At 62.1% G+C, this 26,190-nt stretch carries 21 protein-coding genes and 3 tRNA genes; 15 read left to right on the top strand and 9 right to left on the bottom strand.

Annotated elements, in window-relative coordinates; all coding sequences use genetic code 11:
- Window positions 1-12 precede the first annotated feature (12 nt).
- Both argE and mfd read right to left on the bottom strand, forming a co-directional pair.
- Entirely contained in the window at window positions 13-1,245 is a 1,233-nt protein-coding gene (gene argE, locus P3T21_RS13435) for an acetylornithine deacetylase (protein WP_429256421.1), read from the bottom strand.
- Window positions 1,246-1,362: 117 nt separating this feature from the next.
- Window positions 1,363-4,839, bottom strand: a complete 3,477-nt coding sequence (gene mfd / locus P3T21_RS13430; protein ID WP_429256420.1) for a transcription-repair coupling factor — start codon at window positions 4,837-4,839, stop codon at window positions 1,363-1,365.
- Between the two features lie 119 nt (window positions 4,840-4,958).
- Between mfd and ispD the strand changes: the two genes are divergently transcribed.
- On the top strand, window positions 4,959-5,669 hold the full coding sequence (gene ispD, locus P3T21_RS13425) for a 2-C-methyl-D-erythritol 4-phosphate cytidylyltransferase (protein WP_429256633.1): 711 nt from the start codon (window positions 4,959-4,961) through the stop codon (window positions 5,667-5,669).
- A 31-nt stretch (window positions 5,670-5,700) separates the two neighbouring features.
- On the top strand, window positions 5,701-6,180 hold the full coding sequence (gene ispF, locus P3T21_RS13420; protein WP_429256419.1) for a 2-C-methyl-D-erythritol 2,4-cyclodiphosphate synthase: 480 nt from the start codon (window positions 5,701-5,703) through the stop codon (window positions 6,178-6,180).
- Window positions 6,181-6,348: 168 nt separating this feature from the next.
- Here ispF and P3T21_RS13415 read toward each other — a convergent pair whose 3' ends face one another.
- From P3T21_RS13415 to ompR, 4 genes are all read right to left on the bottom strand, one after another.
- A complete protein-coding gene (locus P3T21_RS13415; protein WP_429256418.1) occupies window positions 6,349-6,873 on the bottom strand; it encodes a carboxymuconolactone decarboxylase family protein in 525 nt (174 codons plus the stop codon).
- Between the two features lie 75 nt (window positions 6,874-6,948).
- Window positions 6,949-7,497, bottom strand: a complete 549-nt coding sequence (locus P3T21_RS13410; RefSeq protein ID WP_429256417.1) for a peroxiredoxin — start codon at window positions 7,495-7,497, stop codon at window positions 6,949-6,951.
- Between the two features lie 242 nt (window positions 7,498-7,739).
- A complete protein-coding gene (locus P3T21_RS13405; protein ID WP_429256416.1) occupies window positions 7,740-9,089 on the bottom strand; it encodes an ATP-binding protein in 1,350 nt (449 codons plus the stop codon).
- Between the two features lie 46 nt (window positions 9,090-9,135).
- On the bottom strand, window positions 9,136-9,870 hold the full coding sequence (gene ompR / locus P3T21_RS13400) for a two-component system response regulator OmpR (RefSeq protein ID WP_006048917.1): 735 nt from the start codon (window positions 9,868-9,870) through the stop codon (window positions 9,136-9,138).
- 228 nt (window positions 9,871-10,098) lie between these two features.
- On the opposite strand from ompR, the gene P3T21_RS13395 reads away from it, so the two are divergent.
- The 3 genes from P3T21_RS13395 to P3T21_RS13385 all read left to right on the top strand — a co-directional run bounded on the left by P3T21_RS13395 (window position 10,099) and on the right by P3T21_RS13385 (window position 13,598).
- Window positions 10,099-10,431 (top strand): hypothetical protein, encoded by a 333-nt coding sequence (locus P3T21_RS13395; protein WP_429256632.1) that lies wholly within the window; start codon window positions 10,099-10,101, stop codon window positions 10,429-10,431.
- Between the two features lie 242 nt (window positions 10,432-10,673).
- Entirely contained in the window at window positions 10,674-12,260 is a 1,587-nt protein-coding gene (locus P3T21_RS13390) for a DUF1800 domain-containing protein (RefSeq protein WP_429256631.1), read from the top strand.
- Between the two features lie 63 nt (window positions 12,261-12,323).
- Complete coding sequence (locus P3T21_RS13385) at window positions 12,324-13,598, top strand: DUF1501 domain-containing protein (protein WP_429256415.1); 1,275 nt, start codon at window positions 12,324-12,326, stop codon at window positions 13,596-13,598.
- Window positions 13,599-13,667: 69 nt separating this feature from the next.
- Here the strand turns inward: P3T21_RS13385 and P3T21_RS13380 are convergent.
- Window positions 13,668-13,754, bottom strand: a tRNA-Leu gene (locus P3T21_RS13380).
- A gap of 227 nt (window positions 13,755-13,981) precedes the next feature.
- On the opposite strand from P3T21_RS13380, the gene P3T21_RS13375 reads away from it, so the two are divergent.
- The 3 genes from P3T21_RS13375 (at window position 13,982) to P3T21_RS13365 (ending at window position 16,797) form a co-directional block, all read left to right on the top strand.
- Entirely contained in the window at window positions 13,982-14,815 is an 834-nt protein-coding gene (locus tag P3T21_RS13375; RefSeq protein WP_429256414.1) for a squalene/phytoene synthase family protein, read from the top strand.
- A 193-nt stretch (window positions 14,816-15,008) separates the two neighbouring features.
- Entirely contained in the window at window positions 15,009-15,794 is a 786-nt protein-coding gene (locus tag P3T21_RS13370; protein WP_429256413.1) for a class II aldolase/adducin family protein, read from the top strand.
- Window positions 15,795-15,801: 7 nt separating this feature from the next.
- Complete coding sequence (locus tag P3T21_RS13365) at window positions 15,802-16,797, top strand: 2-dehydropantoate 2-reductase (RefSeq protein WP_429256412.1); 996 nt, start codon at window positions 15,802-15,804, stop codon at window positions 16,795-16,797.
- 75 nt (window positions 16,798-16,872) lie between these two features.
- Here P3T21_RS13365 and P3T21_RS13360 read toward each other — a convergent pair whose 3' ends face one another.
- Both P3T21_RS13360 and P3T21_RS13355 read right to left on the bottom strand, forming a co-directional pair.
- Window positions 16,873-17,325, bottom strand: a complete 453-nt coding sequence (locus P3T21_RS13360; protein WP_429256411.1) for a MarR family winged helix-turn-helix transcriptional regulator — start codon at window positions 17,323-17,325, stop codon at window positions 16,873-16,875.
- A gap of 64 nt (window positions 17,326-17,389) precedes the next feature.
- On the bottom strand, window positions 17,390-18,535 hold the full coding sequence (locus P3T21_RS13355; protein WP_429256410.1) for a glycerate kinase: 1,146 nt from the start codon (window positions 18,533-18,535) through the stop codon (window positions 17,390-17,392).
- A gap of 440 nt (window positions 18,536-18,975) precedes the next feature.
- Here P3T21_RS13355 and tig point away from each other — a divergent pair, with 440 nt between their 5' ends.
- From tig to P3T21_RS13320, 7 genes are all read left to right on the top strand, one after another.
- On the top strand, window positions 18,976-20,322 hold the full coding sequence (gene tig / locus P3T21_RS13350) for a trigger factor (RefSeq protein WP_429256409.1): 1,347 nt from the start codon (window positions 18,976-18,978) through the stop codon (window positions 20,320-20,322).
- A 144-nt stretch (window positions 20,323-20,466) separates the two neighbouring features.
- Window positions 20,467-21,120, top strand: coding sequence for an ATP-dependent Clp endopeptidase proteolytic subunit ClpP (gene clpP / locus P3T21_RS13345; RefSeq protein WP_429256408.1), 654 nt, complete (start codon window positions 20,467-20,469; stop codon window positions 21,118-21,120).
- A gap of 197 nt (window positions 21,121-21,317) precedes the next feature.
- Complete coding sequence (gene clpX, locus P3T21_RS13340; RefSeq protein ID WP_228883413.1) at window positions 21,318-22,589, top strand: ATP-dependent Clp protease ATP-binding subunit ClpX; 1,272 nt, start codon at window positions 21,318-21,320, stop codon at window positions 22,587-22,589.
- A gap of 202 nt (window positions 22,590-22,791) precedes the next feature.
- Window positions 22,792-25,209 (top strand): endopeptidase La, encoded by a 2,418-nt coding sequence (gene lon, locus P3T21_RS13335; protein ID WP_429256407.1) that lies wholly within the window; start codon window positions 22,792-22,794, stop codon window positions 25,207-25,209.
- A 366-nt stretch (window positions 25,210-25,575) separates the two neighbouring features.
- On the top strand, window positions 25,576-25,848 hold the full coding sequence (locus tag P3T21_RS13330) for an HU family DNA-binding protein (RefSeq protein ID WP_007585907.1): 273 nt from the start codon (window positions 25,576-25,578) through the stop codon (window positions 25,846-25,848).
- Between the two features lie 88 nt (window positions 25,849-25,936).
- Window positions 25,937-26,012: transfer RNA gene (locus P3T21_RS13325), tRNA-Val, on the top strand.
- 47 nt (window positions 26,013-26,059) lie between these two features.
- Window positions 26,060-26,136, top strand: a tRNA-Asp gene (locus P3T21_RS13320).
- The last annotated feature ends 54 nt before the right edge of the window (window positions 26,137-26,190 follow it).

The raw sequence follows: 26,190 nt of genomic DNA, 5'->3' as shown, positions 1-26,190 counted from the left end.
CAATCGCGAAGCTCAGTGCGTATGCGCTTCCACGGACATGCTGTGGATGAACTTGCCCAGAAAACGCTCGCACGCAACCAGCTGATCGAGCGCGACGAATTCATTGGCCTTGTGCGCCTGCAGGATATCGCCGGGACCGCACACGATGCTCGGAATGCCCGCCAGCGAAAAGAGGCCCGCTTCAGTGCCATACGCGACCTTGCGTTTGTCCTGATCGGCCGTCAGCGCACGTACGAGCTGCGTGATCGCGGCCTGCTCGGATGAATCGAGCCCGGGCGCCGCGGCGATCTTCGTGATTTCGATCGCGGCCGATGGATGCTCGCGCAACATTTTCGGCAGCAGCGTTTCGCGCGCGTACTGATCGATACGCGCGAAGATCGGTTCAGGATCGAGCGTCGGCAGATTGCGGAATTCGAAGTCGAACCTGCATTCCGCCGGCACAGTGTTGATCGCGTTGCCGCCTTCGATCGTGCTGGTCTGCGCGGTGGTGAAGGGCACGTCGTAGAGTTCGTCGAACGGGCCTTCAGCGCGGAACTGGTCCGCCATATCGCGGATATAACAGATGAGGCGCGCGGCGTATTCGATCGCGTTGAGCCCCTTCGGTGTCAGCGACGAATGTGCAGCCTGGCCGCGCACGCAGCACTGATACGCGTTGATGCCCTTGTGCGCGATGATCGGGCGCATGCTGGTCGGCTCGCCGACGATGCAGCCCTCCGGCTTGATGCCGCGCTTCATCAGGTCGGCAATCAGGAGCGGTGCGCCGACGCAGCCCACTTCTTCATCGAACGACAGCGCTAAATGGATCGGCTTCGCGAGCTTCGTGTTCTGCATCTGCGGCAGCAGCGTCAGCGCCGCGCCGATGAAGCCTTTCATGTCGCACGTGCCGCGTCCGTAGAGCTTGTCGCCGCGGATTTCAGGCTTGAACGGATCGCTGTCCCATTGCTGGCCGTCGACAGGCACCACGTCTGTATGACCGGACAGCACGATGCCGCCATTCGTCTCGCCGTCGTGCGCGGGCACCGTCGCGAACAGGTTCGCCCATTTGCCGCTTTCGTCGTGCGTGAGGGTCGCTTCGATACCGTGCGCGCGCAGATCGTCGCGCACCATTTCAATCAGACCCAGGTTGGGATTGCGGCTGACCGTGTCGATCGACACAAGGCGTTTGACCCAGGGAAGCGAAGCAGGCGAGGCGGAAGCGGACGAAGAAGAGGCTGCGGATTGCGCTGTTTCAGCGACATGTGACATGACGGATCTCCAGCATCGTTATCGTTCGATCATACCCAAAAAACATACGCCGAGCCAAAGCCTCAAATAAGAAACGTGTGTTGCAGCGCGCATATGACGCGCTGCAACATGGCGTGTCTAGCGCGCCGCTGCGGCGGTGCCTTTTGTCGGCGCGCCGAGTGCACGCAACGTCTCTTTCACCGTCGAGACGCGTACGGCGAGATCAGGCGTACGCGTCTCGATGCGCAGCTTGTCCTGGCCGGCGAGCTTGATGTGCTTGTGCTTCTGGACCATTTCGATGATCCGCATGGCGTCGATCGGCGGATTCGGGATGAACTGCAGGCCAATCACCGTTTCGCCGGCATCGATCTTCGAAATGCCCAGCGGTTTCGCCGCCAGACGCAGCCGATGCGTTTCCACGAGCGCATGCGCCTGCGGCGGCAACTTGCCGAAGCGATCGATCAGCTCTTCGTGAATGCCGTCGATCGAATCGCTGTGCTCGCAGTTCGCGAGACGCTTGTAGAGCGACAGGCGTTCCTGCACGTCGCCGCAATAATCGGCGGGCAGAATCGCCGGCGCGTGCAGGTTGATTTCGGTGGTCGCGGCGAGCGGCGCGGTGAGATCCGGCTCGCGGCCTTCCTTCAACGCCTTGACCGCATCGTTCAGCATGTCGGTGTAAAGCTGGAAGCCGATCTCGTGAATCTCGCCCGACTGTTTATCGCCCAGCACTTCGCCGGTACCACGAATTTCGAGGTCATGCATCGCCAGATAGAAGCCCGCGCCGAGTTCTTCCATCTGCTGGATCGCTTCGAGCCGTCGCTGCGCCTGCTTCGTCAGACCCTGCGGATCGTGCACGAGCAGATACGAATACGCCTGGTGATGCGAGCGCCCGACGCGGCCGCGCAACTGATGCAACTGCGCAAGTCCGAACTTGTCGGAGCGGTGAATCAGGATCGTGTTGGCGCTCGGCACATCGATGCCGGTTTCGATAATCGTCGTACAGAGCAGCACGTTCGCGCGCTGCGCGACGAAGTCACGCATCACGCGCTCGAGTTCGCGCTCGTGCATCTGGCCGTGCGCAACGGCGATACGCGCTTCCGGCACGAGCGCTTCGAGCATCGCGCGACGGTTCTCGATCGTCTCGACTTCGTTGTGCAGGAAGTACACCTGGCCGCCACGCTTGAGTTCGCGCAGCATGGCCTCGCGGATCACGCTGTCTTCCTCGCGGCGCACGAAAGTCTTGATCGCGAGACGCTTCTGCGGCGCGGTCGCGATCACCGAAAAGTCGCGCAGACCTTCGAGCGCCATGCCAAGCGTACGTGGAATCGGCGTCGCGGTGAGCGTCAGCACGTCGACTTCGGCGCGCAGCGCCTTCAGCGCTTCTTTCTGGCGCACGCCAAAACGGTGTTCCTCGTCGATGATCACAAGGCCGAGCCGCTTGAACTGCACATCCGACGACAGCAGCTTGTGCGTGCCGATGACGATATCGACGGTGCCTTCGTTGATCTGCTGGATCGCCGCGTTGACTTCCTTCGTCGACTTGAAGCGCGACAGTTCCGCGATGCGCACCGGCCAGTCGGAGAAGCGGTCGGTGAACGTCTGCACGTGTTGCTCGGCGAGCAGCGTAGTGGGCGAGAGCAGGGCGACCTGCTTGCCGCCGAGCACCGCGATGAACGCCGCGCGCAACGCGACCTCGGTCTTGCCGAAGCCGACGTCGCCGCACACGAGGCGGTCCATCGGTTTACCGCTCGTCATGTCGCCGATCACGGCGGCGATTGCCGCGGCCTGGTCGGGCGTTTCCTCGAAGCCGAAGCTTTCGGCGAACTTCGTGTAATCGCGCGGATCGAGCGGGAACGCGTGACCCTGGCGCAGCGCGCGGCGCGCGTACAGGTTCAGCAGTTCGGCAGCGGTGTCGCGGATCTGTTGTGCAGCCTTGCGTTTGGCCTTTTCCCACTGGCCGGAGCCGAGCGAATGCAACGGCGCGCTTTCCGGATCGGCGCCGCTGTAGCGCGAGATGACGTGTAGCTGCGCGACCGGTACGTAGAGCTTGCTGTCACCCTGGTATTCGAGGTGCAGGAACTCGGTGTCGCCTTCGCCGAGATCCATTGTCACGAGGCCCATGTAGCGGCCGATGCCGTGCTGCGAATGCACCACCGGATCGCCGATCTTCAGCTCCGACAGATCGCGCACCATCGAATCGACGTTGCTTGCCTGTTCCTGCCGACGCCGCCCGGCGCGGCGCGCGAGCGGGCCGTACAGTTCCGTTTCGGTGACGACCGCGATGCCTTCGGCGGGAATCGCGAAGCCGCTCGACAGCGGCGACACGCCTAGCGCGAAGCGTGCATCGGTGGTGAGCCAGTCGAAGTAGCTGTCGGTCGACGCGGGCTTCAGATGATTGTCGACGAACAGTTGCATGATCGTCTCGCGCCGGCCCGCCGATTCTGCGGCGAACAGCACGCGATGCGGCGTCGTGTCGAGATACGCACGCAATGCGGCGATCGGATCTTCCGCGTGACGGTCGATGGCGAGGTTCGGCAGCGGCGTCGCCCAGCCGCCGCCCGCGTCGCCCGGCAGCACAAGTCGCGCGAACGGCTTCGCCAGCGTGAAGAAATCCTCGTCGGAGAGAAACAGGCGCTGTGGGTCGAGAATCGGCCGGTCGCGATCGTGCGAGAGGAAGTTGTGACGCTGCTTCGTGTCGTTCGTGAAGCGCCGGATTGCCGCTTCCAGATCGCCGACGAACGCCAGTTGCGCGCGCTCGGGCAAATAGTGGAAGAGCGTGGCTGTATCTTCGAAGAAGAGCGGCAGGTAATACTCGATACCCGCCGACGGCACGCCGTTGCCGATGTCCTTATAGATCGACGCGCGGCTCGGATCGCCTTCGAACACTTCGCGCCAGCGGCTGCGAAACACGGTGCGCGCGGCTTCGTCGAACGGAAATTCGCGGCCCGGCAGCAGGCGTACATCGCGCACCGGATAGAGGCTGCGTTGCGTATCGGGATCGAATGCGCGGATCGAGTCGACCTGATCGTCGAAGAGGTCGATACGGTACGGCAGCGGCGAGCCCATCGGATACAGGTCGATCAGCGAACCGCGCACGCAGTATTCGCCGGGACGCACGACCTGACTCACGTGCTCGTAGCCGGCCAGCGTCAGCTGCGACTTCAGCTTCGCTTCGTCGAGCCGCTCGCCCTGCGTGAACGAGAACGTGTACGCCGCCATGAACGACGCCGGCGGCATCCGGTACAGCGCCGTCGTGGCGGGCACGAGCAGGATGTCGCAACGGCCTTCGCCGAGATCATGCAGCGTGGCGAGCCGCTCGGAGACGAGATCCTGGTGCGGTGAGAACGTGTCGTAAGGCAGCGTTTCCCAGTCGGGCAGCAGGCGCACGCGGGCTTCGGGTGCAAAAAACGCGATTTCCTGCGTCAGACGCTGCGCATCGACTGCGCTCGCGCAGACGACCGCCAGCAGCGGCACCTGTTCGCGGTAGGCGAGGTGGTATCGGGCGATCAGAAGCGCATCGGATGAGCCGTGCGTGCCGTCGAAGGCGAAACGCTGGCCGGCCTTGACCAGCGCGACGGGCGGGGTGGACTGCGATGAAGCGGCGATATCTGGCATAAAGAAAAAGGCAGCCCTGGCTCACACGTGAGCGGCAAGTTTACGCGCGTCCCGAGGTGGATGCGAAGGACCTATTATAAAATCCGTCCTTCACTTTGACTTTCCCGGCGTTCGCCCTCGTGACTTCACGTCTTTTTGCCCTGATCCCCTCCGCCGGAACCGGCAGCCGTTCAGGCGCCGCGATGCCCAAGCAGTACCGTACGGTCGCGGGCCGAGACATGCTTTATTACTCGCTGGCCGCGTTCGATGCGTGCAGCGAATTTGCACAGACACTCGTTGTGATCGCCCCCGACGACCAGCATTTCGACGCCCGCCGGTTCGCCGGCCTGCGTTTCGCCGTGCGCCGCACGGGCGGGGCGTCGCGCCAGGCCTCGGTGCTGAACGGCCTGCATGGGCTCGCCGAATTCGGCGCCAGCGACGACGACTGGGTGCTGGTGCACGACGCCGCACGCCCTGGCATCACCTCGGCGCTGATCCGCTCGCTGGTCGCGGCGTTGAAGGACGACCCTGTGGGCGGCATCATGGCGCTCCCCGCCGCCGACACACTCAAGCGCATCACGCCGGACGGCGACAACCGGATTGCCCGCACCGAGGCCCGCGACGGCCTGTGGCAGGCGCAGACGCCGCAGATGTTCCGCGTCGGGATGCTCCGCGAGGCGATTCTGCGCGCCCAGCAGGACGGCCACGATCTCACCGACGAAGCCAGCGCCATCGAGTGGCTCGGCCATGCGCCGCGCCTCGTGCAGGGCAGTCTGCGCAACTTCAAGGTCACGTATCCGGAAGATTTCGATCTCGCGGACGCAATTCTCAGCCGGCCAGCGGCTTCCTGATTCAACAACGGACGACAGGACACCAGTACATATGGATTTCAGGATCGGACAGGGTTATGACGTGCACGCGCTCGTGCCGGGGCGGCCGCTCATCATCGGCGGCGTGACGGTGCCGTACGACCGCGGCCTGCTCGGCCATTCCGACGCCGACGTGCTGTTGCACGCGATCACCGACGCGCTGTTCGGCGCGGCGGCGATGGGGGACATCGGAGGTCACTTTCCGGATACGGACGAGCGCTTCAAGGGCGCGAATTCCCGCGTGCTGCTGCGCGAATGCGCGAAGCGGGTGACGGATGCGGGTTTTGTGATCGGCAATGTCGACAGCACCGTGATCGCGCAGGCGCCGAAGCTCGCGCCACATATCGACGCGATGCGCGCGAATATCGCTGAAGATCTGAACCTGCCGCTGGATCGGGTCAACGTGAAGGCGAAGACCAACGAGAAGCTCGGTTATCTGGGGCGAGGCGAGGGGATCGAAGCACAGGCGGCAGTGCTGCTCTCCCGTGCCTGATCGTTCTTCGTAGCGGGCGCGTCGGTCCAGTGGATTTCACGCGTCAGTTCCGACGGTATTAAAAAACGCCACGCGGTTATTACGCGTGGCGTTTTTTTGTGGCGCACCGTCCCGCATTGCGAGAAGGCTGCGCTACCGGCTGCTGTGCTCTTGCGCAGCGCCGGCTGCTTACTTCCCTTCAGCCGAAATCACCAGCGCTGCCGCGTTGATCACCGCGGCAATGCGACCGACGTCGCGTAGCTGCGTGGTGCTCATACCTTCGGCGACCAGGTTCTCCGCGTGCGACTTCACGCAGAAGTGGCACTTGCCGATGATCGAAGCCGCGAGTGCGTACATCTCGAAGCGACGTTTCTCCACGCCACCGTGCGACGCGTATGCGTTCATCCGCAGGCCGGCCGGTTGCGTCTTCAGATCGGCATTGTCGGCCATCTCGAGGTACGGATACCAGACGTTGTTCATGCCCATCAACGCGGCTGCCGTCAGCACGCCGTTCGTTTCTTCCGGCGACAGCGCGCCCGAATGGCGGATCGCATCGACGATCACATGGCTCTTCGCCGCGAACGCCGCCGCCAGCGCGACGCCAACCGCGTCCGTGCCTTCCAGCGACGAGCGGGCAATCGTGCCGTCCAGATTCAGGCGGATATCTTTCGCGTAGTCGGGAACGAGCTCTTTAATCGAGGCAAGGAATTCCATTGATATCTCCTATCAGATTGCCGATAAAAAAGCCCGCCGGCTCTTTCAAGCTTAGCGGGTTTTCCACTGCAATACTTACAGCGTCGAGCCGCCGACCGCGCGGTTGCACGGGCACAGTTCGTCCGTTTGCAGACCGTCGAGAATACGCAGCACTTCTTCCGGGTTACGGCCGACGTTCAGGTTGTTCACCGAAACGTGCTGGATCGTGTTCTCCGGATCGACGATGAACGTCGCGCGCAGTGCGACGCCGGCTTCCTTGTCGCGCACGCCGAGCTGGTCGATCAGTTCGCCCTTCACGTCGCCGAACGCGTAGTGGTTCAGCTTGTTCAGGTCCTTGTGCTCACGGCGCCATGCGAGCTTGACGAATTCGTTGTCGACGCTGCCGCCGAGCAGAACGGCGTCACGTTCGTCGAAGTCCTTGACCAGCTTGCCGAACTCAACGATTTCCGTCGGGCACACGAACGTGAAGTCCTTCGGGTAGAAGTAGATGATCTTCCACTTGCCCGGGAACGACTGTTCGGTGATTTCTTCGAACGCCGACACGCCGTTTTCTTCGTGATTGTTGAAGCCCGGCTTGGCTGCTGTGACGGTGAAAGCTTCGAGTTTATCGCCCACGGTTTTCATGCAGATACTCCTGTATGTGTTGGAAAAACAATCTGTTCAAGCTGCCTGCTCGTTGTAACGCATGCTGCGCTACACAAATTTCACTATAACTCTATTGATCAATCAAATCAATAGTTTTTAACTAACAAAGCGGATAGCTTTTATTCACTGGCCCGATAGGCATGAGCCATGCGTCTCCATTTTTTGGGTGTTACGAGGCTGCCGCCGTTCGGCGCGCGCCGGCCTGTGAAATGGCGGCCGGTTCAGATGCCCTTGGCAAGTGGGAAGTCGATCGTGACTTCGAGCCCGGGGCCAGGCGTCCGGTTGCGCAGACGCAGCGAGCCGCGATAACGGCCAACGAGCCGCTGCACGATCGCCATCCCTAAACCCGTGCCGTTCGCCTGACTGCGCGCCGAATTGACACGATAGAACGGTCGTGTGACAAGCGCGAGCTGGTCTTCGGGAATACCGGGGCCTTCGTCCACCACGGACAGTTCCACGCGCGAGTGCGACACGCGCGTTTCGATGACGACGCGCGGAATGCCGTCGCCGTCGCTCAGCCCATACTTGCGCGCGTTCTCGACCAGATTGCCGACGACGCGCCGCATGTCGGTTTCATCCGCCTCGACGACCGCCGACGGCGCGAGCCGCGTGACGAGGCGCATGCCGTCCTCGCTTGCCATACGCGCAGCCAGTTCTCCTGCGATCACGGAAAGGTCGACCGGTTCAGTCATTCGTTGCACTGGACGCGCGTAATCAAGGAAGCGGCCAATGATCATGTCCATCTGCTCGATGTCGTCGACCATCGCATCTTTCGTGCTTTGATCCGACGGACTCATTTCCGTTTCGAGCCGCAGCCGCGCGAGCGGCGTGCGCAGATCGTGCGAAATGCCGGCGAGCATCAGCGCGCGATCGGCCTCGAGCTGTTCGAGGTCGGTCACCATCTGGTTGAAGCTGCGGTTGGTTTCGGCGGCCACGCCCATGCCGCGCTCCGGCAGCGGCTCAGGCGATTGCCCGGAACCCACCTTGCGCGCGGCCATCGCTAGCCGCGCGAACGGTCTGTTCACGAGACTCGTGATGAACGCCGCGCCGAATAGCGATAGTGCGAGCGCAAAGATGCCCCATCCGGCCCACTGCAGGCCGGTGACGTTGTCGAGCTGATCGCGATCGAGCGCGACCCAGTAGTCGTCGTCATCGATCTTGAAGCTGATCCATACACCGGGGATGTCGTTGACCGTCTGCGCGATGATGGTATCGTCGCCGAGACGGCCACGGATGTCGTGTTCGATCAACCGGTTGAGCGACTCGTCCGGTTGCAGGCGGTATTTATCCGTGGTTTCGCGCGGGTACACGCGCACTCCTTCATTGCTTTCCAGATCCTGCAGCAACGCGCGCCGCAGGTCGGGATCGGAGTAAAGGAGGGCGGTGCGCGTGAGCTTCACGATGGCGACGAGCTGCAACGCCACGCGCTGCGCGCGCGGCTCGCGTTCGATCACCCGGAAGCTCTGGAACCATGCGGCGAGACTGACCGCGATCAACAGTGCGATCAGCAGAAAGGTCCGCCAGAAAAGGCCGCCGAACGCGAGCGTCAGGAGGCGCCGGTCGATCCGCATGGGCCCTTCTCGTCAGAAAGCAGGAGCGACAACCTCAGGAATACCGTCAAGCTGCGCCGTCGGGAATGAAAACATAGCCGAGACCCCACACCGTCTGGATAAAGCGCGGGCTGCCCGGATCCGGTTCGATGAGCTTGCGCAGACGCGAAATCTGCACGTCGAGGCTACGGTCGAACACTTCGTATTCACGCCCACGCGCGAGTTCCATCAGCTTTTCGCGCGACAGCGGCTGGCGCGGATGACGCGCGAATACCTTCAGCACGGAGAACTCGCCGGTGGTCAGCGGAATTTCCTGGCCGGCCTTGGTGAGCGTACGTGTTGCAAGATTGAGCGCGAACTCGCCAAACTCGAAGACCTCGGTGGTTTCGGATGGCGCGCCCGGCAGTTCCGACGGCGACTGACGGCGCAGCACCGCGTGAATGCGCGCGACCAGTTCGCGCGGATTGAATGGCTTCGGCAGATAGTCGTCGGCGCCCATTTCGAGCCCGACGATGCGATCGACGTCTTCACCCTTCGCCGTCAGCATGATGATCGGCGTGCGATCGTTGCTGCCGCGCAGACGCCGGCAGATCGAGAGACCATCCTCGCCAGGAAGCATCAGGTCGAGCACGAGCAGATCGAACCGCTCCCGGACCCACAGCTTGTTCATTGACGGCGCGTTTTCGGCGACATAGACATTGAATCCCTGTTCGCCCAGATAGCGGCGCAGCAGATCGCGCAGACGCGGATCGTCGTCGACGACGAGGATTTTTGAAGGGTTTTTGGTTTCCATAGTCGGCATCTTAGCGCGATTACAAAGCGGTGCCTGTTCGCACCAATTATCAGGTTACAGTCAGTTACAAAATTTACCCTGACAGTGGCACGGCGTAAAGCGTGCGCGCTTACACTCCTTTACTGTTTGCGGCTGTTCGGTAGATACTTCATTCGACAAAAACTTTAGCACCCCGGCCATTACCGGGGTCTGCACACGCATTTGAGGTACCGGTTGCCGCGCCACGAAGGGAAAAAAATGAAGGGAGGGGTTTGGCCGAACGTGCGCTTGCGCGTGATTGCACTGGCGGTTGCCGGCACGCTCTCTGGCACATTGGCTACCATGCCCGCCCACGCCCAGCCTGCGCCGGACCGGATGGCGAATCCCCGCTCGCCCGGGTACAACGGGAACAAGGTACCGCGTGCGCCGCACGCCGCAACTGTCGACCAGCCAGCATCGGACATCATGATGCACACCGCAGTTCCCCCCGATCTCGATCAACGTCGCCGCGATGGTCACATGACGCCCGAAGAACGCCGCCTGCTGCGTCAGCACATCGAAGATGCGGTACGTGAGCTTTACAAGCGGTAAGGCGTTTGCGTTCACCTGACGTTCGCCCGACGTTGACTGTCAGTCGAGAACGATCCCTTGCGCCTTTCGCGCGCATGAAAAATTTCGTAGCAATTCCATCGTCAACTATCGCGCGTCGACTGCCGTTGAGCGTGTAACGTAGATCTTCGTTGCCGGCGCGAACGCCTTCCTTTGATGCGCTCGCATCACGTTACGTTCAGGGACAATGGACGATGCAAACCTTCTCCACGCTCAATCGCTTGATGCCGGCGCTCGTTTGCCTCGCGTTGGGCGCCGGCATTGCGCCAGCGCTGGCTTCAGCTTCGACTTCGACTTCGACCGCGGTTGCGCAGGACGGCGCATCGCATGCGGCCCGGCCGAAGCATCATGCGGTCACATTGAAAGCGGGCGACGAAACGGACGCCATCCTCGACGCGGACGAAGTGCGCTTCTTCCTCACCCGCACCGGCTTCGCACCCGATAGCAATGAAGTCGCGCAATACGTCGGGCTCACACGCGAGCAGGCGGTCGACAAGGTGCTCGGCGGCGTGCGCACCGAGGCCGCGACGCCGTTGCCGGGCTGGGCGGCCGAACCGCTCCCGACACGCGCCGAACGCAAGGCGTGGACGCCCGACCAGCGTCGCGACGAACAGCGGATGCGTCGCCAGCGCTATGAAGAGTTGCGCGCGTGGTGGATTCGCGAAATGGCGACGACGCCTTCGCCACTCACCGAGCGCATGACGCTCTTCTGGCACAACCACTTCACGTCCGGTCAGGACAAGGTGCCGTTTCCGCAGGTCATGGCGCGGCAGGACGCGCTGCTGCGCCGCGAAGCGTTCGGCAATTTCGGCGTGATGCTGCACGACGTCGCAAAAGATCCGGCGATGCTGCTGTATCTCGACGGCGCGGGCAATCGCAAGGGGAAGCCCAACGAGAATTTCGCGCGTGAAGTGATGGAACTGTTCACGCTCGGCGAAGGCCACTACTCGCAGCAGGACGTATCGGAAGCGGCGCGCGCCTACACCGGCTGGAGTCTCGATCCCGATACGCAGACCTATCTCTGGCGGCCGAATTTTCACGACGATGGCAGCAAGACGGTGTTCGGCGAGAGCGGTCCGTTTGATGGCGATCAGATGCTCGATATCCTGCTCGCGCGTCCGGAGACCGCGACGTTCGTCACGACGCGGCTGTGGCGCGAGTTTGTCTCGGACACGCCGGACGCTGCGCAGGTTGCGAGCGTTGCCGACCGCTTCCGCGCGAGTCACTACGACATCAAGGTTGCGCTGCGCGGTCTGCTCCTCACTGACGCGTTCTGGCGCGACGACAATCGCGGCGTGCTCGTGAAGTCGCCGGTGGAGTTCGTGGTCGGCACGCTGCGCGCGTTCGACATCAGCTACGAGAACACCGCGCCGTTCGCCGCAGCGACGCGCAATCTCGGCGAGAATCTGTTCTATCCGCCGAATGTGAAGGGCTGGCCAGGCGGCCAGACCTGGATCAACAGCTCGACGCTGCTCGCGCGCAAACAGTTCGTCGAGCAGATGTTTCGCGCGACTGAAACTGCGGGCCCGCGTCGGACGCAAAGCGGTAATGCCATGGACATGAGCGACAACGCGGCGGGCTCGATGCAGCGCGCGATGGCGCGCGTTGGGCAGGGCGGCGTCAGATTCGACCTCGATGGCTGGCTCGCGCGCTACAACACAAAGCCGGACGCGAAGCCTGGGCTCTCGACCGAACTGCAGTTACAGCACGCGGTGCTGCCGCTTGCGCCCGTCGATGCGATCGCGACAGATTCGACGGGCAGTGCGTATCTGGAAGCGTTGCTGATGGACCCGGTGTACCAGCTGAAATGAGCGCGCGTCGATGGAAATGCAACAAGCGCAAAGGGTCGAACTAAAAGACGAACGAGGTGCGGCATGAAACGACGCGATTTCCTTGCGATGACATCCGCGGCAGGCGCCGCGCTGTGGTGGCCGGCGGCGTTCGGCGCGCAGTGGGGCGCGGCGCGCGAAGGTGCCGCGGCGTCGGACGGATCGCGGGACTTGTCGGGCGCGACGTCGGGCGCGCGGGATTATAGCAATCTGTTGATCCTCGTCGAACTGAAAGGCGGCAATGACGGCCTGAACACGGTCATTCCGTACGCCGATCCCGCTTACTATCAACTGCGCAAAAACATCGGCATCAAACGCGAGCAGATGATCCCGCTCGATGAGCGCACGGCGCTGCATCCCGCATTGCTGCCGCTGATGCCGCTCTGGCAGGATCATCAGCTCGCCATCGTGCAGGGCGTGAGCTATCCGCAGCCGAACCTGTCGCATTTCCGTTCGATCGAAATCTGGGACACCGCATCGCGTGCGGATCAGTATCTGCGCGACGGCTGGCTTTCGCGGGCGTTTGCGCAGCGTCCAGTGCCGGCCGGTTTCGCCGCCGATGGCGTCGTGATCGGCAGTGCGGAGATGGGGCCGCTCGCGAACGGCGCGCGCGCAATCGCGCTCGTCAATCCGGCGCAGTTTGTGCGCGCGTCGCGGCTCGTCACGCCGGTTTCACTGCAGGAGCGTAACCCCGAACTCGCGCACATTCTCGACGTCGAGAACGACATCGTGAAAGCCGCCGATCGTTTGCGTCCCGTGCCCGGCGCGCGCGATGGCCAGCTCCAGCTGAAGACGACGTTTGCGTCGGGCGCGTTCGGAACATCCATCAAGACAGCGATGCAGGTGCTGGCGGCTGGCGACACGGCGCAAGGCAAACCCTTGGAAGATCAGGGCGTCGCCGTAATCCGTCTGACGTTGAACGGCTTCGATACGCATCAGAACCAGCCCGGCCAGCAGGCTGCCTTGCTGAGGCAACTGGCGGAAGGGTTTGTGTCGATGAGATCGGCGCTGATCGAGATGGGCCGCTGGGATAACACGCTGGTGATGACGTACGCGGAATTCGGACGGCGTCCGCGCGAAAACCAGAGCAATGGCACTGATCACGGTACCGTGGCGCCGCACTTCGTGATGGGCGGGCGTGTGCGCGGCGGCCTGTACGGCGTGCCGCCGGTGCTCGCGCAACTCGACGGGAACGGCAATCTGCCGGTGGGCATCGACTTCCGGCAGATTTACGCAACGGTGCTCGGGTCCTGGTGGGGGCTCGACTCAGCGAGCATTCTTCAGCAGCGGTTCGAGCCGCTGCCTCTGTTGCGGGTGTGACGGGCTGACGCGGATTTGCGCGCGTGGAACCCCTAAGAGTTGACCGCTGGAGTCAACCGGGAAAAAGACTGGTGCGAGGAAGGGGACTCGAACCCCTACACCATTGCTGGCGTCAGGACCTAAACCTGGTGCGTCTACCAATTTCGCCATCCTCGCAGCCGGGTGGAATGCGTGAGCACGCTACCCGATGTTCTGGCTCGCCCCCGTCGCCTCATTGCGTGTATTGCCCGCAAAAGCAGCGTCCGAAAGCGTAAGCGCGAAATTCTAACCGATTGGCCAACGCTTGTCTGCATCTGCGACATGGATCGCGATGCTACAATTTTCGGCTTGCCGCACCGCAGGGTGCGCGCCATCTGCATCCGATTCCCCACGCCCCCAATCCAGTGAATTTCGACGACTATTGCCAGCAGAAAGCCGCGCCGCCTGGTTCGAGCGCCTATTACGCGCTACGTCAGGCGTCCGTCGCCCGCCAGCCGCTTTTGACCGCCCTGTTCGCGTTGCGCCGCGAGTTCGAGGAGACCGTCAAGGAAACGAGCGATCCGACCATCGGTCGTACGAAGCTCGCGTGGTGGCAGAAGGAAATCGCGGCGCTTGCCGCAGGTGAACCGTCGCATCCGGTGTCGAAGGCGCTGGCCGCGTACCAGGGAAACGTCGAGGCTGAATATCCATCGCTGCAGGCGCTGCTTGCCGGATACGAGATGGATCTCGACCAGGCGCGTTATCTCGACTATCCGAACCTGCAGCGGTATATGGTGAGCGTCGGCGGTACGTTTGCGACGCTCGTCGCACGCGCTACTGCGCGCGACCCGGTGAAGGCGTCGAACTGGGCCGCGCCGCTTGGTCAGGCGCTGATGCTCGCGCAGTTCGTCGAAGAACTCGGCAACGACGCGCGCCACGGTCGCATCTATGTTCCGATCGACGAAATGCAGCGCTTCAATGTAACGGCGGCGGATCTGATCAACCGCCGTTACACCGATGCGTTCACCGAACTGATGCGCTTCCAGACGGCCCGCGCACACGACGCAGTCACCGCCGCGCTCACCGCCATCCCGGCGGACGAACGGCCGACGCAACGCACGCTCCGCGCGCAGGCCGCGCTGTCCGTTGCCGTGCTCGACGAAATCGAACGCGAAGGCTACAAGGTGCTGCATCAACGGATCGCGTTGACGCCGATCCGCAAGCTGTGGATCGCGTGGCGCGCAGCGCGCCAGCGCTGAGCAGACCGACGGCGGCGGCAGTGAGGTTGTCCCGTCAGCATGCTGGCTTCGTCGGGGTCATTCTTCTGATTGAAGCGCGGCTGTGCGCCGCGATCTGTTGGTTGCACGCGCAACCAGATCCTCCTATCCTGCGCTGACGCACCCTGGCGTCGAAAGACAGTGTCATGCCCGCAACGCGGGCGAGGAGACTGGAATGTCAGCCACCGATGAAATCCATTCCGGCAGCACCGAATCCAGAAGCGACCACGGCAATCAACGCGAACGGACGCTGCGCGTCGAGCTGGCGGGCACGTATCGTGTTTTCGCAATGCTGGGCTGGACCGAGCTGATCTATAACCACATCACTGCCCGGTTGCCGGGCCCTGACACGCACTTTCTGATCAACCCGTTTGGCCTGCATTACAGCGAGGTGACGGCGTCGAATCTCGTCAGGATCGACCTCGACGGGCGCGTCGTCGGGGAGTCGAAATACTGTGTGAATCCGGCCGGTTTCGTTGTGCACGCCGCGATCCATCGAACGGTGCCTCACGCGCATTGCGTGATGCACACCCATACGACCGCTGGGCTCGCGGTTGCCTGCTCGCAGGTCGGACTGGACAACGCCAGCTTTTATTCGGCGCAACTGCGCGGCGCCGTCGCGTATCACGATTTCGAAGGCATCACCGTGCGAGCCGACGAAGGGCCGCGCCTCGTCGCGAGTCTGGGTGACAGGTCGTTGATGATTTTGCGCAATCACGGCCTGCTCGCGATCGGCGCGACGATTGCTCAGACCTTTTCGCGCCTGTGGACGCTCAATCGCGCCTGCGAGATCCAGCTGGCGACGGCCGCGCTCGGACCGTCGCGCATCATTCCCGACGAGATCGCCGTACGCTGCACGCAGGATGCGTTGCAGTTCGATCCGCGGTACGGTGCGGGTCAGGACGTGCTTGACGCGTTGCTGCGCCAGCTCGATCGTGTCGATCCGTCATACAGGGAGTAACGCAGTCATGAATTCTCCGCAAGTCAGGACAGCCGTAGTGGGCGCCGGTGCGATCGGCGGCCTGATCGCCGCCGCGGCGGTAAGGACAGGCCACAACGTGAGCGTGCTCGCGCGCGGCAAGACGCTCGACGCGATTCGCGCCGACGGCATTCGCATCGTCGGCGATGACGGTGACGAAGGCGAAACCACCTCACGCGTGACCGCCGACGATGATGCCGCGCGGCTCGGCGTCCAGGATTTCGTCGTGGTCGCGCTCAAGGCGCAGGCATTGCCAGGCGTCGCGGAAAGCCTGCGGCCGATGATCGGTCAGTCCACGGTGATCGTCGCTGCGATGAACGGACTGCCGTGGTGGTTTCTGGACGGCATGAGCGGTCCGCTCGCCGGCCAGCACATCGAAGCTGTGGACCCGGGTGGCGTTGTGTCGGCCGCGTTGCCGCCCGCACAGTCGATCGGGTGCGTCGTGCACCTGTCTTCATCGACCGACGCGCCCGGTGTGATCCGGCGCGGTCGCGGTAACCATCTGATCGTGGGAGCACCCGATACCGCGCTTCAGGTGCAGGCGAACGTGTTTTCCGCCGCGATGCGCGAGGGTGGCTTCGACGTCACCGTATCGGACGACATCCGCACGGAGATCTGGGTCAAGCTGTGGGGCAACATGAACATGAATCCATTGAGCGCGCTGAGCGGATCGACGGCGGACGTGCTGCTCGACGATCCGCTCACTCACGCACTCGTACTCAGGATGATGGAAGAGGCCGACGCGATCGGCACGCGTCTCGGTCTTTCCACCGGCATGACCGCGCCCGGGCGTGTAGCGGTGACGCGCAAACTCGGTGCGTTCCGGACGTCGATGCTGCAGGACCTCGAGGCGGGGCGGCCGCTCGAGATCGGGCCGATTGTCGGCGTGTTTCCCGAGCTCGGCCGCAAGCTCGCTATACCGACGCCGTTCTGCGATGCCGTGCTCGGGCTGCTGCGTCAGCGCGCGTCCAACAATGGCCAATAGCAGGCTACGGTGGGGCGGCCGCGAGGCCTCGGGCGGCAGCGGCCGGCAGCGAGGAGCGGCGCGCTTTAATGCGAATCAGGCTTCGCGCGCCAGCATGCTTTCGATGACCTTGTCGAGCGCATCGCTGAGCGTGGCCTGTTCCTTCTCGTCGAGGCACGCGAACAGATCCACATTCCATTTGCGCGCGATCGGCATCACGCGACGATAGAGCGCGCGTCCTTCAGTTGTCAGCGACACCAGCACGACGCGGCCATCTTCTTCGCTCGCTTCCCGCTTGACGAGCCCCTGCCGGATGAGCGCCTCGGCCGCGCGGCTCGCCTGACTCTTGTCGAGATTCGCGTGCCGCGCCAGATCCATGATCGAAAACGGCCCGAACGACCCCACCGACGCGATCACACGTGCTTCCGGAAGCGTGACATCGAGCTTCTCCTGATAGCGTTCGCCGATGCCGCGTTCGGCAAGCTTGTTCAGGACATGCAGGCGATACGTCAGAAACTGCTCGAGTCCGGTTTTGGCGGATGCCTTCATGATGTTCCCGGGTTGGGTGGATGCAATCGTGCCGCTGTGATTGTTGCCGCATCCGCGGAGCGGGTCAACGCGCGCCGTACTTCAGCCGCGTGAGCTGTTCCGCTTCGTTCTCGAGCAGCCGCGCCGCGTCGCGGATTGCGACTTCCAGCGTGACCGGTCCCGGTGCGGGTGAGAAGCAGCCGGTGAAGTGCTCTGAAAGACGGGGAAGCGCGGCGGCATCGACAGCGCCCGACAGCAGCGTGGCGGGCACGCCTCTAGCCTGCGCGTGACGGCACGCGATGAACGGCGCCTTGCCATGCAGCGTCTGCACGTCCGACCGGCCTTCGCCCGTAATCAGCCAGTTGGCGCCTTCGAGCGCGGTGTCGAGCCCGATCTGCTGCGCGACGACTTCCGCGCCGGGCTGAAACTGCGCGCCGAGCATGTGAAGCGCGAATCCAAGGCCGCCCGCCGCGCCTGCGCCGGCCTCATTGCGCGCCGTACGGTTGAGCGCGGGCTCGAGCAGATCGGCGAAACGGGCGAGGGCAGCGTCGATCTGCCCGACCTGCTCGGACCTGACACCTTTCTGCGGACCGAACACGGCGGTTGCACCGTGTTCGCCGGTGAGCGGATTATCGACATCGGACATGCCCGTGAAGCTCGCGCCGGCGAGCCGCGCGTCAAGTTGCGATGCGTCGACGCGCGCAAGTTTCGCAAGGTGTTCCGGCGTGGGCTCGAGTTCCTGCCCCTGTGCATCGAACAGCTTCAGCCCGAGCCCGACGAGGAGGCCCGCGCCGCCATCGTTCGTGCTGCTGCCGCCGAGTGCCACGAAGAACCGCCGCACGCCGGTATCGAGCAGTGCGCGGATCGCTTCACCCATGCCGCGCGTGCTGCGTGCTTCGACCGGCACACCCATGCCGACCGGATCGGTAATCCCGACGATTTCCGCTGTTTCGATGATCGCGCTGCCGTCTGCGAGCAGGCCTGTGGCTGCCTCGCGTGCCGGGCCCGCCGCGCCGCTCACCGTCAGCATTGAACGCTTGCCGCCGCGCGTGAGCATGGCGTCGAGCGTACCTTCGCCACCATCGGCCATCGGACAGATGCGCACGACCGCGTCCGGTCGCGCGCGCTGAATGCCGGCAGCGATGGCTGCGGCAACCTGATCGGCGCCGAGAGAGCCTTTGAAAGAATCGGGAGCGATGACGACGACAGGCGTGGACGACGGATTCGGCATGGTGTCTCGTGTAGGTTGTTGTCGGGCGACGCGGACTCCAGCAGGCTGAAGTTCGAGCGTGTGCGATAGCTTAGCAGCATGGCGTCGACGGCTGAATATGCCGGATGGCATAGAGGCTATCGAACGGGGCGAGCCGTGCGGGCGCCCGCATCGTCGGTGGACGGAATGGGGCGACCGTTGACGGGGAAAAGACCCGGATATGGACCCGATGACGGGGAAAAAACCGGCAAAACATCGAATCCCGGCTAGGCGCGCAAATAGTTTGCTAAAATATTCGGCTCTTCTGACCCAAACCGTGTTGCAGGCGCCCCGAGGGCCCGCGGCGAGAGGTGCGCGATCGATGCAGGCTGTGCCCGGAACCGGGCGTCAAAAAGCGGCATCGAGAGGCAGCACGGCAAAGATAACTGATTCGCTCGAATAATTTTAGGACGATTGAAGCCATGGCTAACGTTGTTGAAAACCTCGGCAAGCTCGAACGCCGCGTAACGATTTCCCTGCCGAAAGACACCGTTCGGAAGGAAGTGGACTCGCGTATCCGCCAGCTGGCGAAGAATGTGCGTATGCCGGGCTTCCGCCCGGGCAAGGTGCCGCTCAAAATGGTGACGCAACAGTATTCGGGCCAGGTGGAAGCTGAAGTGCTGAGCGACAAGGTCGGCAAGGAATTCTTCGATATCAGCCGCGCGGAAAACCTGCGCGTTGCTGGCCAGCCGAGCTTCGCGCCGAAGACCGACGCCGCGGAAAGCGACTACGCATTCGACGCCACGTTCGAGGTTTACCCTGAAGTGAAGCTGGGCGACGTCGCGACGGCTGAAATCGAACGCACCACGACTACGATCAGCGAAGCGGAAATCGACCGCACGCTGGATATTCTCCGCAAGCAGCGCGTCCATTACCACGCACGCGGTGAAGCCGGCGAACATGGCGACGGCGGCGGCGAAACGGCAGCGAAAGAAGGTGACCGCGTCACGGTCGACTTCGTCGGCAAGATCGACGGTGAAGTGTTCCAGGGTGGCAGCGCCGACGATTTCGCATTCGTGCTCGGCGAAGGCCGCATGCTGCCGGAATTCGAAAAGGCAGCGGCAGGCCTTACGGCCGGCGAGTCGAAGGAATTCGATCTGGCGTTCCCGGCTGACTATCACGGCAAGGACGTCGCTGGCAAAACGGCGCAGTTCACGGTCACGATGAAGAAGATCGAATGGCCCCACCTGCCGGAAATCGACGCTGAATTCGCGAAGTCGCTCGGTATCGAAGACGGCGATCAGGTCAAGATGCGCGGCGAAATCAAGGACAACCTCGAACGCGAAGCAAAGCGTCGCACGCAGGCGATCGTCAAGAACCAGGTCATGGACGCGCTCCTGAAGATCTCGGAACTCGACGTGCCGAAGGCGCTGATCGAACAGGACCAGCAACGCCTCGTCGAAATGGCGCGTCAGGATCTGCAGCAACGCGGCGTGCCGAACGCTGCCGACGCACCGATCCCGGCTGAAATGTTCGCTGAACAGGCTGAACGTCGCGTGAAGCTCGGTCTCGTGCTGGCTGAACTCGTGAAGGCGAATGAACTGCAGGCCAAGCCGGAACAGATCCGTGCTGAAGTCGACGAATTCGCGAAAAGCTACGAAGACCCGAAGGAAGTCGTCCGCTGGTATTATTCGAACCAGCAGCGCCTGGCGGAAATGGAAGCGTACGTCGTTGAAGCCAACGTCGTCGATTTCGTTCTCGGCAAGGCCAAAGTGACGGACAAGGAAGTGAGCTTCGAAGAGCTGGCAAGCGCGACGGCGCAGGCGTAAGCGTCGTTGTAACGGCGTGCCGGCTGTCGGAGCGACGGCCCGCACGCCGTTTTTTTATGTCCGGCGTATCGTGCGGGCTTGAAACTGGCGTCGTCGTACACACCTGCCTCACGAACAAGAACATTCCAGACAAGGATCCACTGCATGACCTTTCGCGCTCAATTGCTGGACACGTTAGCCTCCCACGCGCCCCGGGACCTCGAGGCGCAGGCGCTCGGGCTCGTTCCGATCGTCGTGGAAACGAGCGGACGTGGCGAGCGTTCGTACGACATCTATTCGCGTCTGTTGAAGGAGCGGGTGGTGTTTCTGGTCGGTGAAGTGAACGACCAGACGGCCAATCTCGTGGTGGCGCAGTTGTTGTTCCTGGAAAGCGAAAATCCGGACAAGGACATCAGCTTCTACATCAACAGCCCGGGCGGCTCCGTATCGGCCGGCATGGCGATTTACGACACGATGCAGTTCGTCAAGCCCGACGTCTCGACGCTGTGTATGGGTCTCGCGGCAAGCATGGGCGCATTCCTGCTTGCGGCGGGTGCGAAGGGCAAGCGATTCACGCTGCCGAACGCACGCGTGATGATTCACCAGCCGCTCGGCGGCGCACGCGGGCAGGCGTCGGACATCGAAATTCAGGCACGTGAAATCCTGTACCTGAAGGAACGTCTGAACCAGCTGCTCGCGCATCACACGGGTCAGCCGGTCGAGCGCATTGCGCGCGATACCGATCGTGATAACTTCATGTCGGGTGACGACGCGCAGGCTTACGGTCTGGTTGACCAGGTTCTGCACAAGCGGCCTTAAGCGGCGTCCCTGATCGGGTGCGATGTGCCCCAAATCAGGGCAAGGGGTCAGACGAAATTCCAATGAGAAGCATCTGACCCGTCCCTGAGCGCCTGCGGCGAACACGCCGTCCCAGCTTTGCACGTCGTCCTGGGCCGACTGTGAGGCTGGAGCAAACGGCGTATCATGTAATCGAGTGTCCGGAGGCTCACACATCTATGGCGGACAAAAAAGGTTCTAACAGCGAAAAGCTGTTGTATTGCTCGTTCTGCGGCAAGAGTCAGCATGAAGTCAAAAAGCTGATTGCTGGACCGTCGGTATTCATCTGCGATGAATGTATTGATCTGTGCAACGAAATCATCCGCGACGAGGCCGCTGGCTCCGGCGTGGAGACGGGCCTGTCGAAGTCCGATCTGCCGAGTCCGCAGGAAATCCGCGAAATCCTCGATCAGTATGTGATCGGCCAGGAACGTGCGAAGAAAATCCTCGCGGTCGCGGTATACAACCACTACAAGCGCCTGAAGCATCTCGACAAGAAAGACGAAATCGAGCTGTCGAAGAGCAACATCCTGCTGATCGGCCCCACGGGCTCCGGCAAGACGCTGCTCGCGCAGACGCTCGCGCGTCTCCTGAACGTGCCGTTCGTCATTGCCGATGCAACGACGCTGACGGAAGCCGGCTACGTCGGTGAAGACGTCGAGAACATCATTCAGAAGCTGCTCCAGAACTGCAACTACGAAGTCGACAAGGCCCAGCGCGGCATCGTCTACATCGACGAAATCGACAAGATCAGCCGCAAGTCCGACAACCCGTCGATTACCCGCGATGTGTCGGGCGAAGGCGTGCAGCAGGCGCTGCTGAAGCTGGTCGAAGGCACGATGGCGTCGGTGCCGCCGCAAGGTGGTCGTAAGCATCCGAATCAGGACTTCATCCAGGTCGATACGACCAATATCCTGTTCATCTGCGGTGGCGCGTTCGACGGCCTCGAAAAGGTCATCGTCGACCGTACGGAAAAGACGGGTATTGGCTTTGGCGCGAGCGTCAAGAGCAAGCAGGACCGCGACGCCGGCGAAGTGCTGCGCGAAGTGGAACCGGAAGATCTGATCAAGTTCGGCCTGATTCCGGAGCTGATCGGCCGTCTGCCGGTGGTTGCGACCCTTGGCAAGCTCGACGAAGTCGCGCTGATGAAGATTCTCGTCGAACCGAAAAACGCGCTCATCAAGCAATACCACAAGCTCTTCAATATGGAGCGGGTCGAGCTGGAGATCCGTCCGGGTGCGTTGCAGGCGGTGGCGCGCAAGGCGATTCGCCGCAAGACGGGCGCACGGGGTCTGCGATCGATCCTGGAACAGGCCTTGCTCGATGTGATGTACGAGTTGCCGACGATGAAAGGCGTAAGCAAGGTCATCATCGACGACAACGTCATCGATGGCGACGGCAAACCGTTGCTGATCTACGAAGACGCGCCCAAGGTCGCGGGTTCGAATTGATCAGCATGAAGGGGTCTGCAAAAAGCCGTTCATGGCGACGTGAACGGCTTTTTCGTTTATCTTGTGGTCAGGCTGGTTGTTTTCTCTATTGGAGTCACTGAACCTTCGGAGTCACTGAACTTTTCCCACACGCGGAGGCCTTGCAATCTTTTTTGCTGGCCTCACCTATCGAACGAACTGATTCCACTCATGGGGAAATGAAATGTCAGGAACCCAACTCCTCCCGCCGGAACGCACTACACTCCCGCTGCTCCCGCTGCGTGACGTAGTCGTATTCCCGCACATGGTGATTCCGCTCTTCGTAGGCCGCCCGAAGTCGATCAAGGCTCTCGAAGCAGCGATGGAAGGCGGCAAGCACATCATGCTCGTCGCCCAGAAAACGGCTGCAAAAGATGAGCCGACCGAAAAGGACATGTACGAAGTAGGGTGTATCGCCAACATCCTGCAAATGCTGAAGCTGCCCGATGGCACCGTAAAGGTGCTCGTCGAAGGCCTTCAGCGCGCGAAAACGCTCTCGATCGAAGAGCAGGAAACGCAGTTTTCGTGCGAAGTCATGCCGCTCGAACCCGACCACGCCGACAGCGCCGAAACTGAAGCGCTGCGCCGGGCGATTGTGTCGCAGTTCGACCAGTACGTGAAGCTGAACAAGAAGATCCCGCCGGAAATTCTGACTTCGCTTTCGGGCATCGATGAAGCAGGGCGTCTGGCCGATACGATCGCCGCGCATCTGCCGCTCAAGCTCGACCAGAAACAGCATATTCTCGAGATGTTCCCGGTCATCGAGCGCCTCGAGCATCTGCTCGCACAACTCGAAGCCGAGATCGACATTCTCCAGGTCGAAAAGCGCATCCGCGGACGCGTGAAGCGTCAGATGGAAAAGAGCCAGCGCGAGTACTACCTGAACGAGCAGGTCAAGGCGATCCAGAAGGAACTGGGCGAAGGCGAAGAAGGTGCGGATCTCGAAGAACTCGAGAAGCGCATCACCGCTGCGCGCATGCCGAAGGAAGCCAAGAAGAAGGCCGACGCCGAGCTGAAGAAGCTCAAGCTGATGTCGCCGATGTCGGCGGAAGCGACGGTCGTGCGTAACTACATCGATACGTTGATCGGCCTGCCGTGGCGCAAGAAGAGCAAGGTCAACAACGACCTCTCGAATGCGGAACGCGTGCTCGACGAAGACCACTTCGGTCTCGAGAAAGTGAAGGAACGCATTCTCGAATATCTCGCGGTCCAGCAACGTGTCGACAAGGTGAAGGCGCCGATCCTGTGCCTCGTTGGGCCTCCGGGCGTCGGCAAGACGTCGCTTGGACAGTCGATCGCACGCGCAACGAACCGCAAGTTCGTGCGTATGGCGCTCGGCGGTGTGCGCGACGAAGCCGAAATTCGTGGTCACCGTCGTACGTATATCGGTTCGATGCCCGGCAAGATCCTGCAAAGCCTGACGAAGGTCGGCGTGCGCAACCCGCTTTTCCTGCTCGACGAAGTCGACAAGATGGGTCAGGATTTTCGCGGCGATCCGTCGTCGGCACTGCTGGAAGTGCTTGATCCGGAACAGAACCATACGTTTGCCGATCACTACGTCGAAGTCGACTTCGATCTGTCGGACGTGATGTTCGTCGCGACGTCGAACTCGCTGAACATTCCGCCGCCGCTGCTCGACCGGATGGAAGTGATCCGCCTGTCGGGTTACACGGAAGACGAAAAGGTCAGCATCGCGCAACGTTACCTGCTGCCGAAGCAGAAGAAGAACAACGGCCTGAAGGACGGCGAGGTCGATGTGGCGGAATCAGCAATCCGCGACATCATTCGTTATTACACGCGTGAGGCGGGCGTCCGTTCGCTCGAGCGTGAAATTTCGAAGATCTGCCGCAAGGTCGTGAAGATGCTTCTGCTGAAGAAGGCGGAAGGCGCGGTGAAGGTCGACGGCAGCAATGTCGATACCTTCCTCGGCGTGCGCAAGTACGACTTCGGTCTGGCTGCGAAGGAAAACCAGGTCGGTCAGGTTACGGGCCTCGCGTGGACGGAAGTCGGCGGCGATCTGCTGACGATCGAAGCTGCGGTCATGCCGGGTAAGGGCAATGTGATTCGCACGGGTTCGCTCGGCGACGTGATGAAGGAATCCGTCGAAGCTGCGCGCTCGGTGGTCCGCTCGCGATCGCGTCGTCTTGGCATCAAGGACGAAGCGTTCGAGAAACAGGACATTCACATCCACGTGCCGGAAGGCGCGACGCCGAAGGACGGTCCTTCGGCGGGTATCGCGATGACGACCGCGCTGGTGTCGGTGCTGACTGGTATTCCGGTGCGCGCCGATGTCGCGATGACGGGCGAAATCACGTTGCGCGGCGAAGTGCTTCCGATCGGCGGCCTGAAGGAAAAGCTGCTGGCGGCGCATCGTGGCGGCATCAAGCTGGTGCTTATTCCGGAAGAAAACGTCAAGGATCTGACGGAGATTCCGGACAACGTGAAGAACGCGATCGAAATCATGCCGGTCCGCTGGATCGACAGGGTGCTCGAACTCGCGCTCGAACGTACGCCGCAGCCGCTGCCGGAAGAAGAACCGAAGGCCGCGCCGGTGGCAGCTGAACCGGCCAAGGATCCCGCAACCGAAGTCGTGAAGCATTGATCGACTCAAAGCGGTTCCTGTAGTGCCTGCTGTCTGCTGTAGCACCGAAACCCGCGGCCTGGCCGCGGGTTTTTTCTTGTCTGAGGCCTTTGCGTACGTTTGCGCAGCGTCAAGATGGCGCCTGTATCCCACCATTTGCGCAACCGGTGTCTGCCCGCACCGAACTGGTTGCGCGCGCATCGATCGTGCGCAAAATTCCGTCATAAATCTCATGCAGAATGTGCGCCCTAATCAGGCTCAACCCCGCTTGACACAAGGGTTTCGGCCAATTCTAATTAGCGGGCCCGGCGATTTGCGCCGTGCCTGCTTATAAACCGGCGCCAAAGGCGCTATCACGATTGCCCAATAACATTCTCGGGGGCTGGAATGAATAAAACAGAATTGATCGATCACATCGCGCAACAAGCAGATATTTCGAAAGCTGCGGCGGGACGTGCACTCGATGCTGTGATTGGTGGCGTCAAAGGCACGTTGAAGAAAGGTGGCTCGGTTACGCTGGTCGGTTTCGGTACGTTTGCCGTTGGCAAGCGCACGGCTCGCACGGGTCGCAACCCGCGCACAGGCGCTGCGATCAAGATCAAGGCAGCCAAGGTGCCCAAATTTAGGCCTGGTAAAGCGCTGAAGGATGCGCTAAACTAATGGGCTCGCTGACTGAGGGTCTTTTGAAAGCTACCTTCTGCAGTTCCTCTGGTCAGCGGATAGTTCGACGTGCAGCGCATCGTGGAACGGGTGCTTAGCTCAGTTGGTAGAGCGGCGCCCTTACAAGGCGTAGGTCGGGAGTTCGAGCCTCTCAGCACCCACCAGTTCCAGATGTCGTAGCAACGAACGTGCAGTGAATGTGCAGCAATAAGGAGTGGTAGTTCAGTCGGTTAGAATACCGGCCTGTCACGCCGGGGGTCGCGGGTTCGAGTCCCGTCCACTCCGCCAGCATCTTCGAAAGGCGAACTCCGGTTCGCCTTTTTTATTGCCCGCTGTTGTAAT

The organism is Paraburkholderia sp. GAS334, assembly GCF_050436625.1.
GTDB lineage: Bacteria > Pseudomonadota > Gammaproteobacteria > Burkholderiales > Burkholderiaceae > Paraburkholderia.
This window is presented reverse-complemented; position numbering and strand designations above follow the sequence as displayed.

Excerpts from the sequence above, each read along its gene's own strand:
- argE (WP_429256421.1), bottom strand. The coding sequence starts at position 1,245 with ATGTCACATGTCGCTGAAACAGCGCAATCCGCAGCCTCTTCTTCGTCC.
- mfd (WP_429256420.1), bottom strand. The coding sequence starts at position 4,839 with ATGCCAGATATCGCCGCTTCATCGCAGTCCACCCCGCCCGTCGCGCTG.
- ispF (WP_429256419.1), top strand. The coding sequence starts at position 5,701 with ATGGATTTCAGGATCGGACAGGGTTATGACGTGCACGCGCTCGTGCCG.
- P3T21_RS13415 (WP_429256418.1), bottom strand. The coding sequence starts at position 6,873 with ATGGAATTCCTTGCCTCGATTAAAGAGCTCGTTCCCGACTACGCGAAA.
- P3T21_RS13410 (WP_429256417.1), bottom strand. The coding sequence starts at position 7,497 with ATGAAAACCGTGGGCGATAAACTCGAAGCTTTCACCGTCACAGCAGCC.
- P3T21_RS13405 (WP_429256416.1), bottom strand. The coding sequence starts at position 9,089 with ATGCGGATCGACCGGCGCCTCCTGACGCTCGCGTTCGGCGGCCTTTTC.
- ompR (WP_006048917.1), bottom strand. The coding sequence starts at position 9,870 with ATGCCGACTATGGAAACCAAAAACCCTTCAAAAATCCTCGTCGTCGAC.
- P3T21_RS13395 (WP_429256632.1), top strand. The coding sequence starts at position 10,099 with ATGAAGGGAGGGGTTTGGCCGAACGTGCGCTTGCGCGTGATTGCACTG.
- P3T21_RS13390 (WP_429256631.1), top strand. The coding sequence starts at position 10,674 with ATGCCGGCGCTCGTTTGCCTCGCGTTGGGCGCCGGCATTGCGCCAGCG.
- P3T21_RS13385 (WP_429256415.1), top strand. The coding sequence starts at position 12,324 with ATGAAACGACGCGATTTCCTTGCGATGACATCCGCGGCAGGCGCCGCG.
- P3T21_RS13370 (WP_429256413.1), top strand. The coding sequence starts at position 15,009 with ATGTCAGCCACCGATGAAATCCATTCCGGCAGCACCGAATCCAGAAGC.
- P3T21_RS13365 (WP_429256412.1), top strand. The coding sequence starts at position 15,802 with ATGAATTCTCCGCAAGTCAGGACAGCCGTAGTGGGCGCCGGTGCGATC.
- P3T21_RS13360 (WP_429256411.1), bottom strand. The coding sequence starts at position 17,325 with ATGAAGGCATCCGCCAAAACCGGACTCGAGCAGTTTCTGACGTATCGC.
- P3T21_RS13355 (WP_429256410.1), bottom strand. The coding sequence starts at position 18,535 with ATGCCGAATCCGTCGTCCACGCCTGTCGTCGTCATCGCTCCCGATTCT.
- tig (WP_429256409.1), top strand. The coding sequence starts at position 18,976 with ATGGCTAACGTTGTTGAAAACCTCGGCAAGCTCGAACGCCGCGTAACG.
- clpP (WP_429256408.1), top strand. The coding sequence starts at position 20,467 with ATGACCTTTCGCGCTCAATTGCTGGACACGTTAGCCTCCCACGCGCCC.
- clpX (WP_228883413.1), top strand. The coding sequence starts at position 21,318 with ATGGCGGACAAAAAAGGTTCTAACAGCGAAAAGCTGTTGTATTGCTCG.
- lon (WP_429256407.1), top strand. The coding sequence starts at position 22,792 with ATGTCAGGAACCCAACTCCTCCCGCCGGAACGCACTACACTCCCGCTG.
- P3T21_RS13330 (WP_007585907.1), top strand. The coding sequence starts at position 25,576 with ATGAATAAAACAGAATTGATCGATCACATCGCGCAACAAGCAGATATT.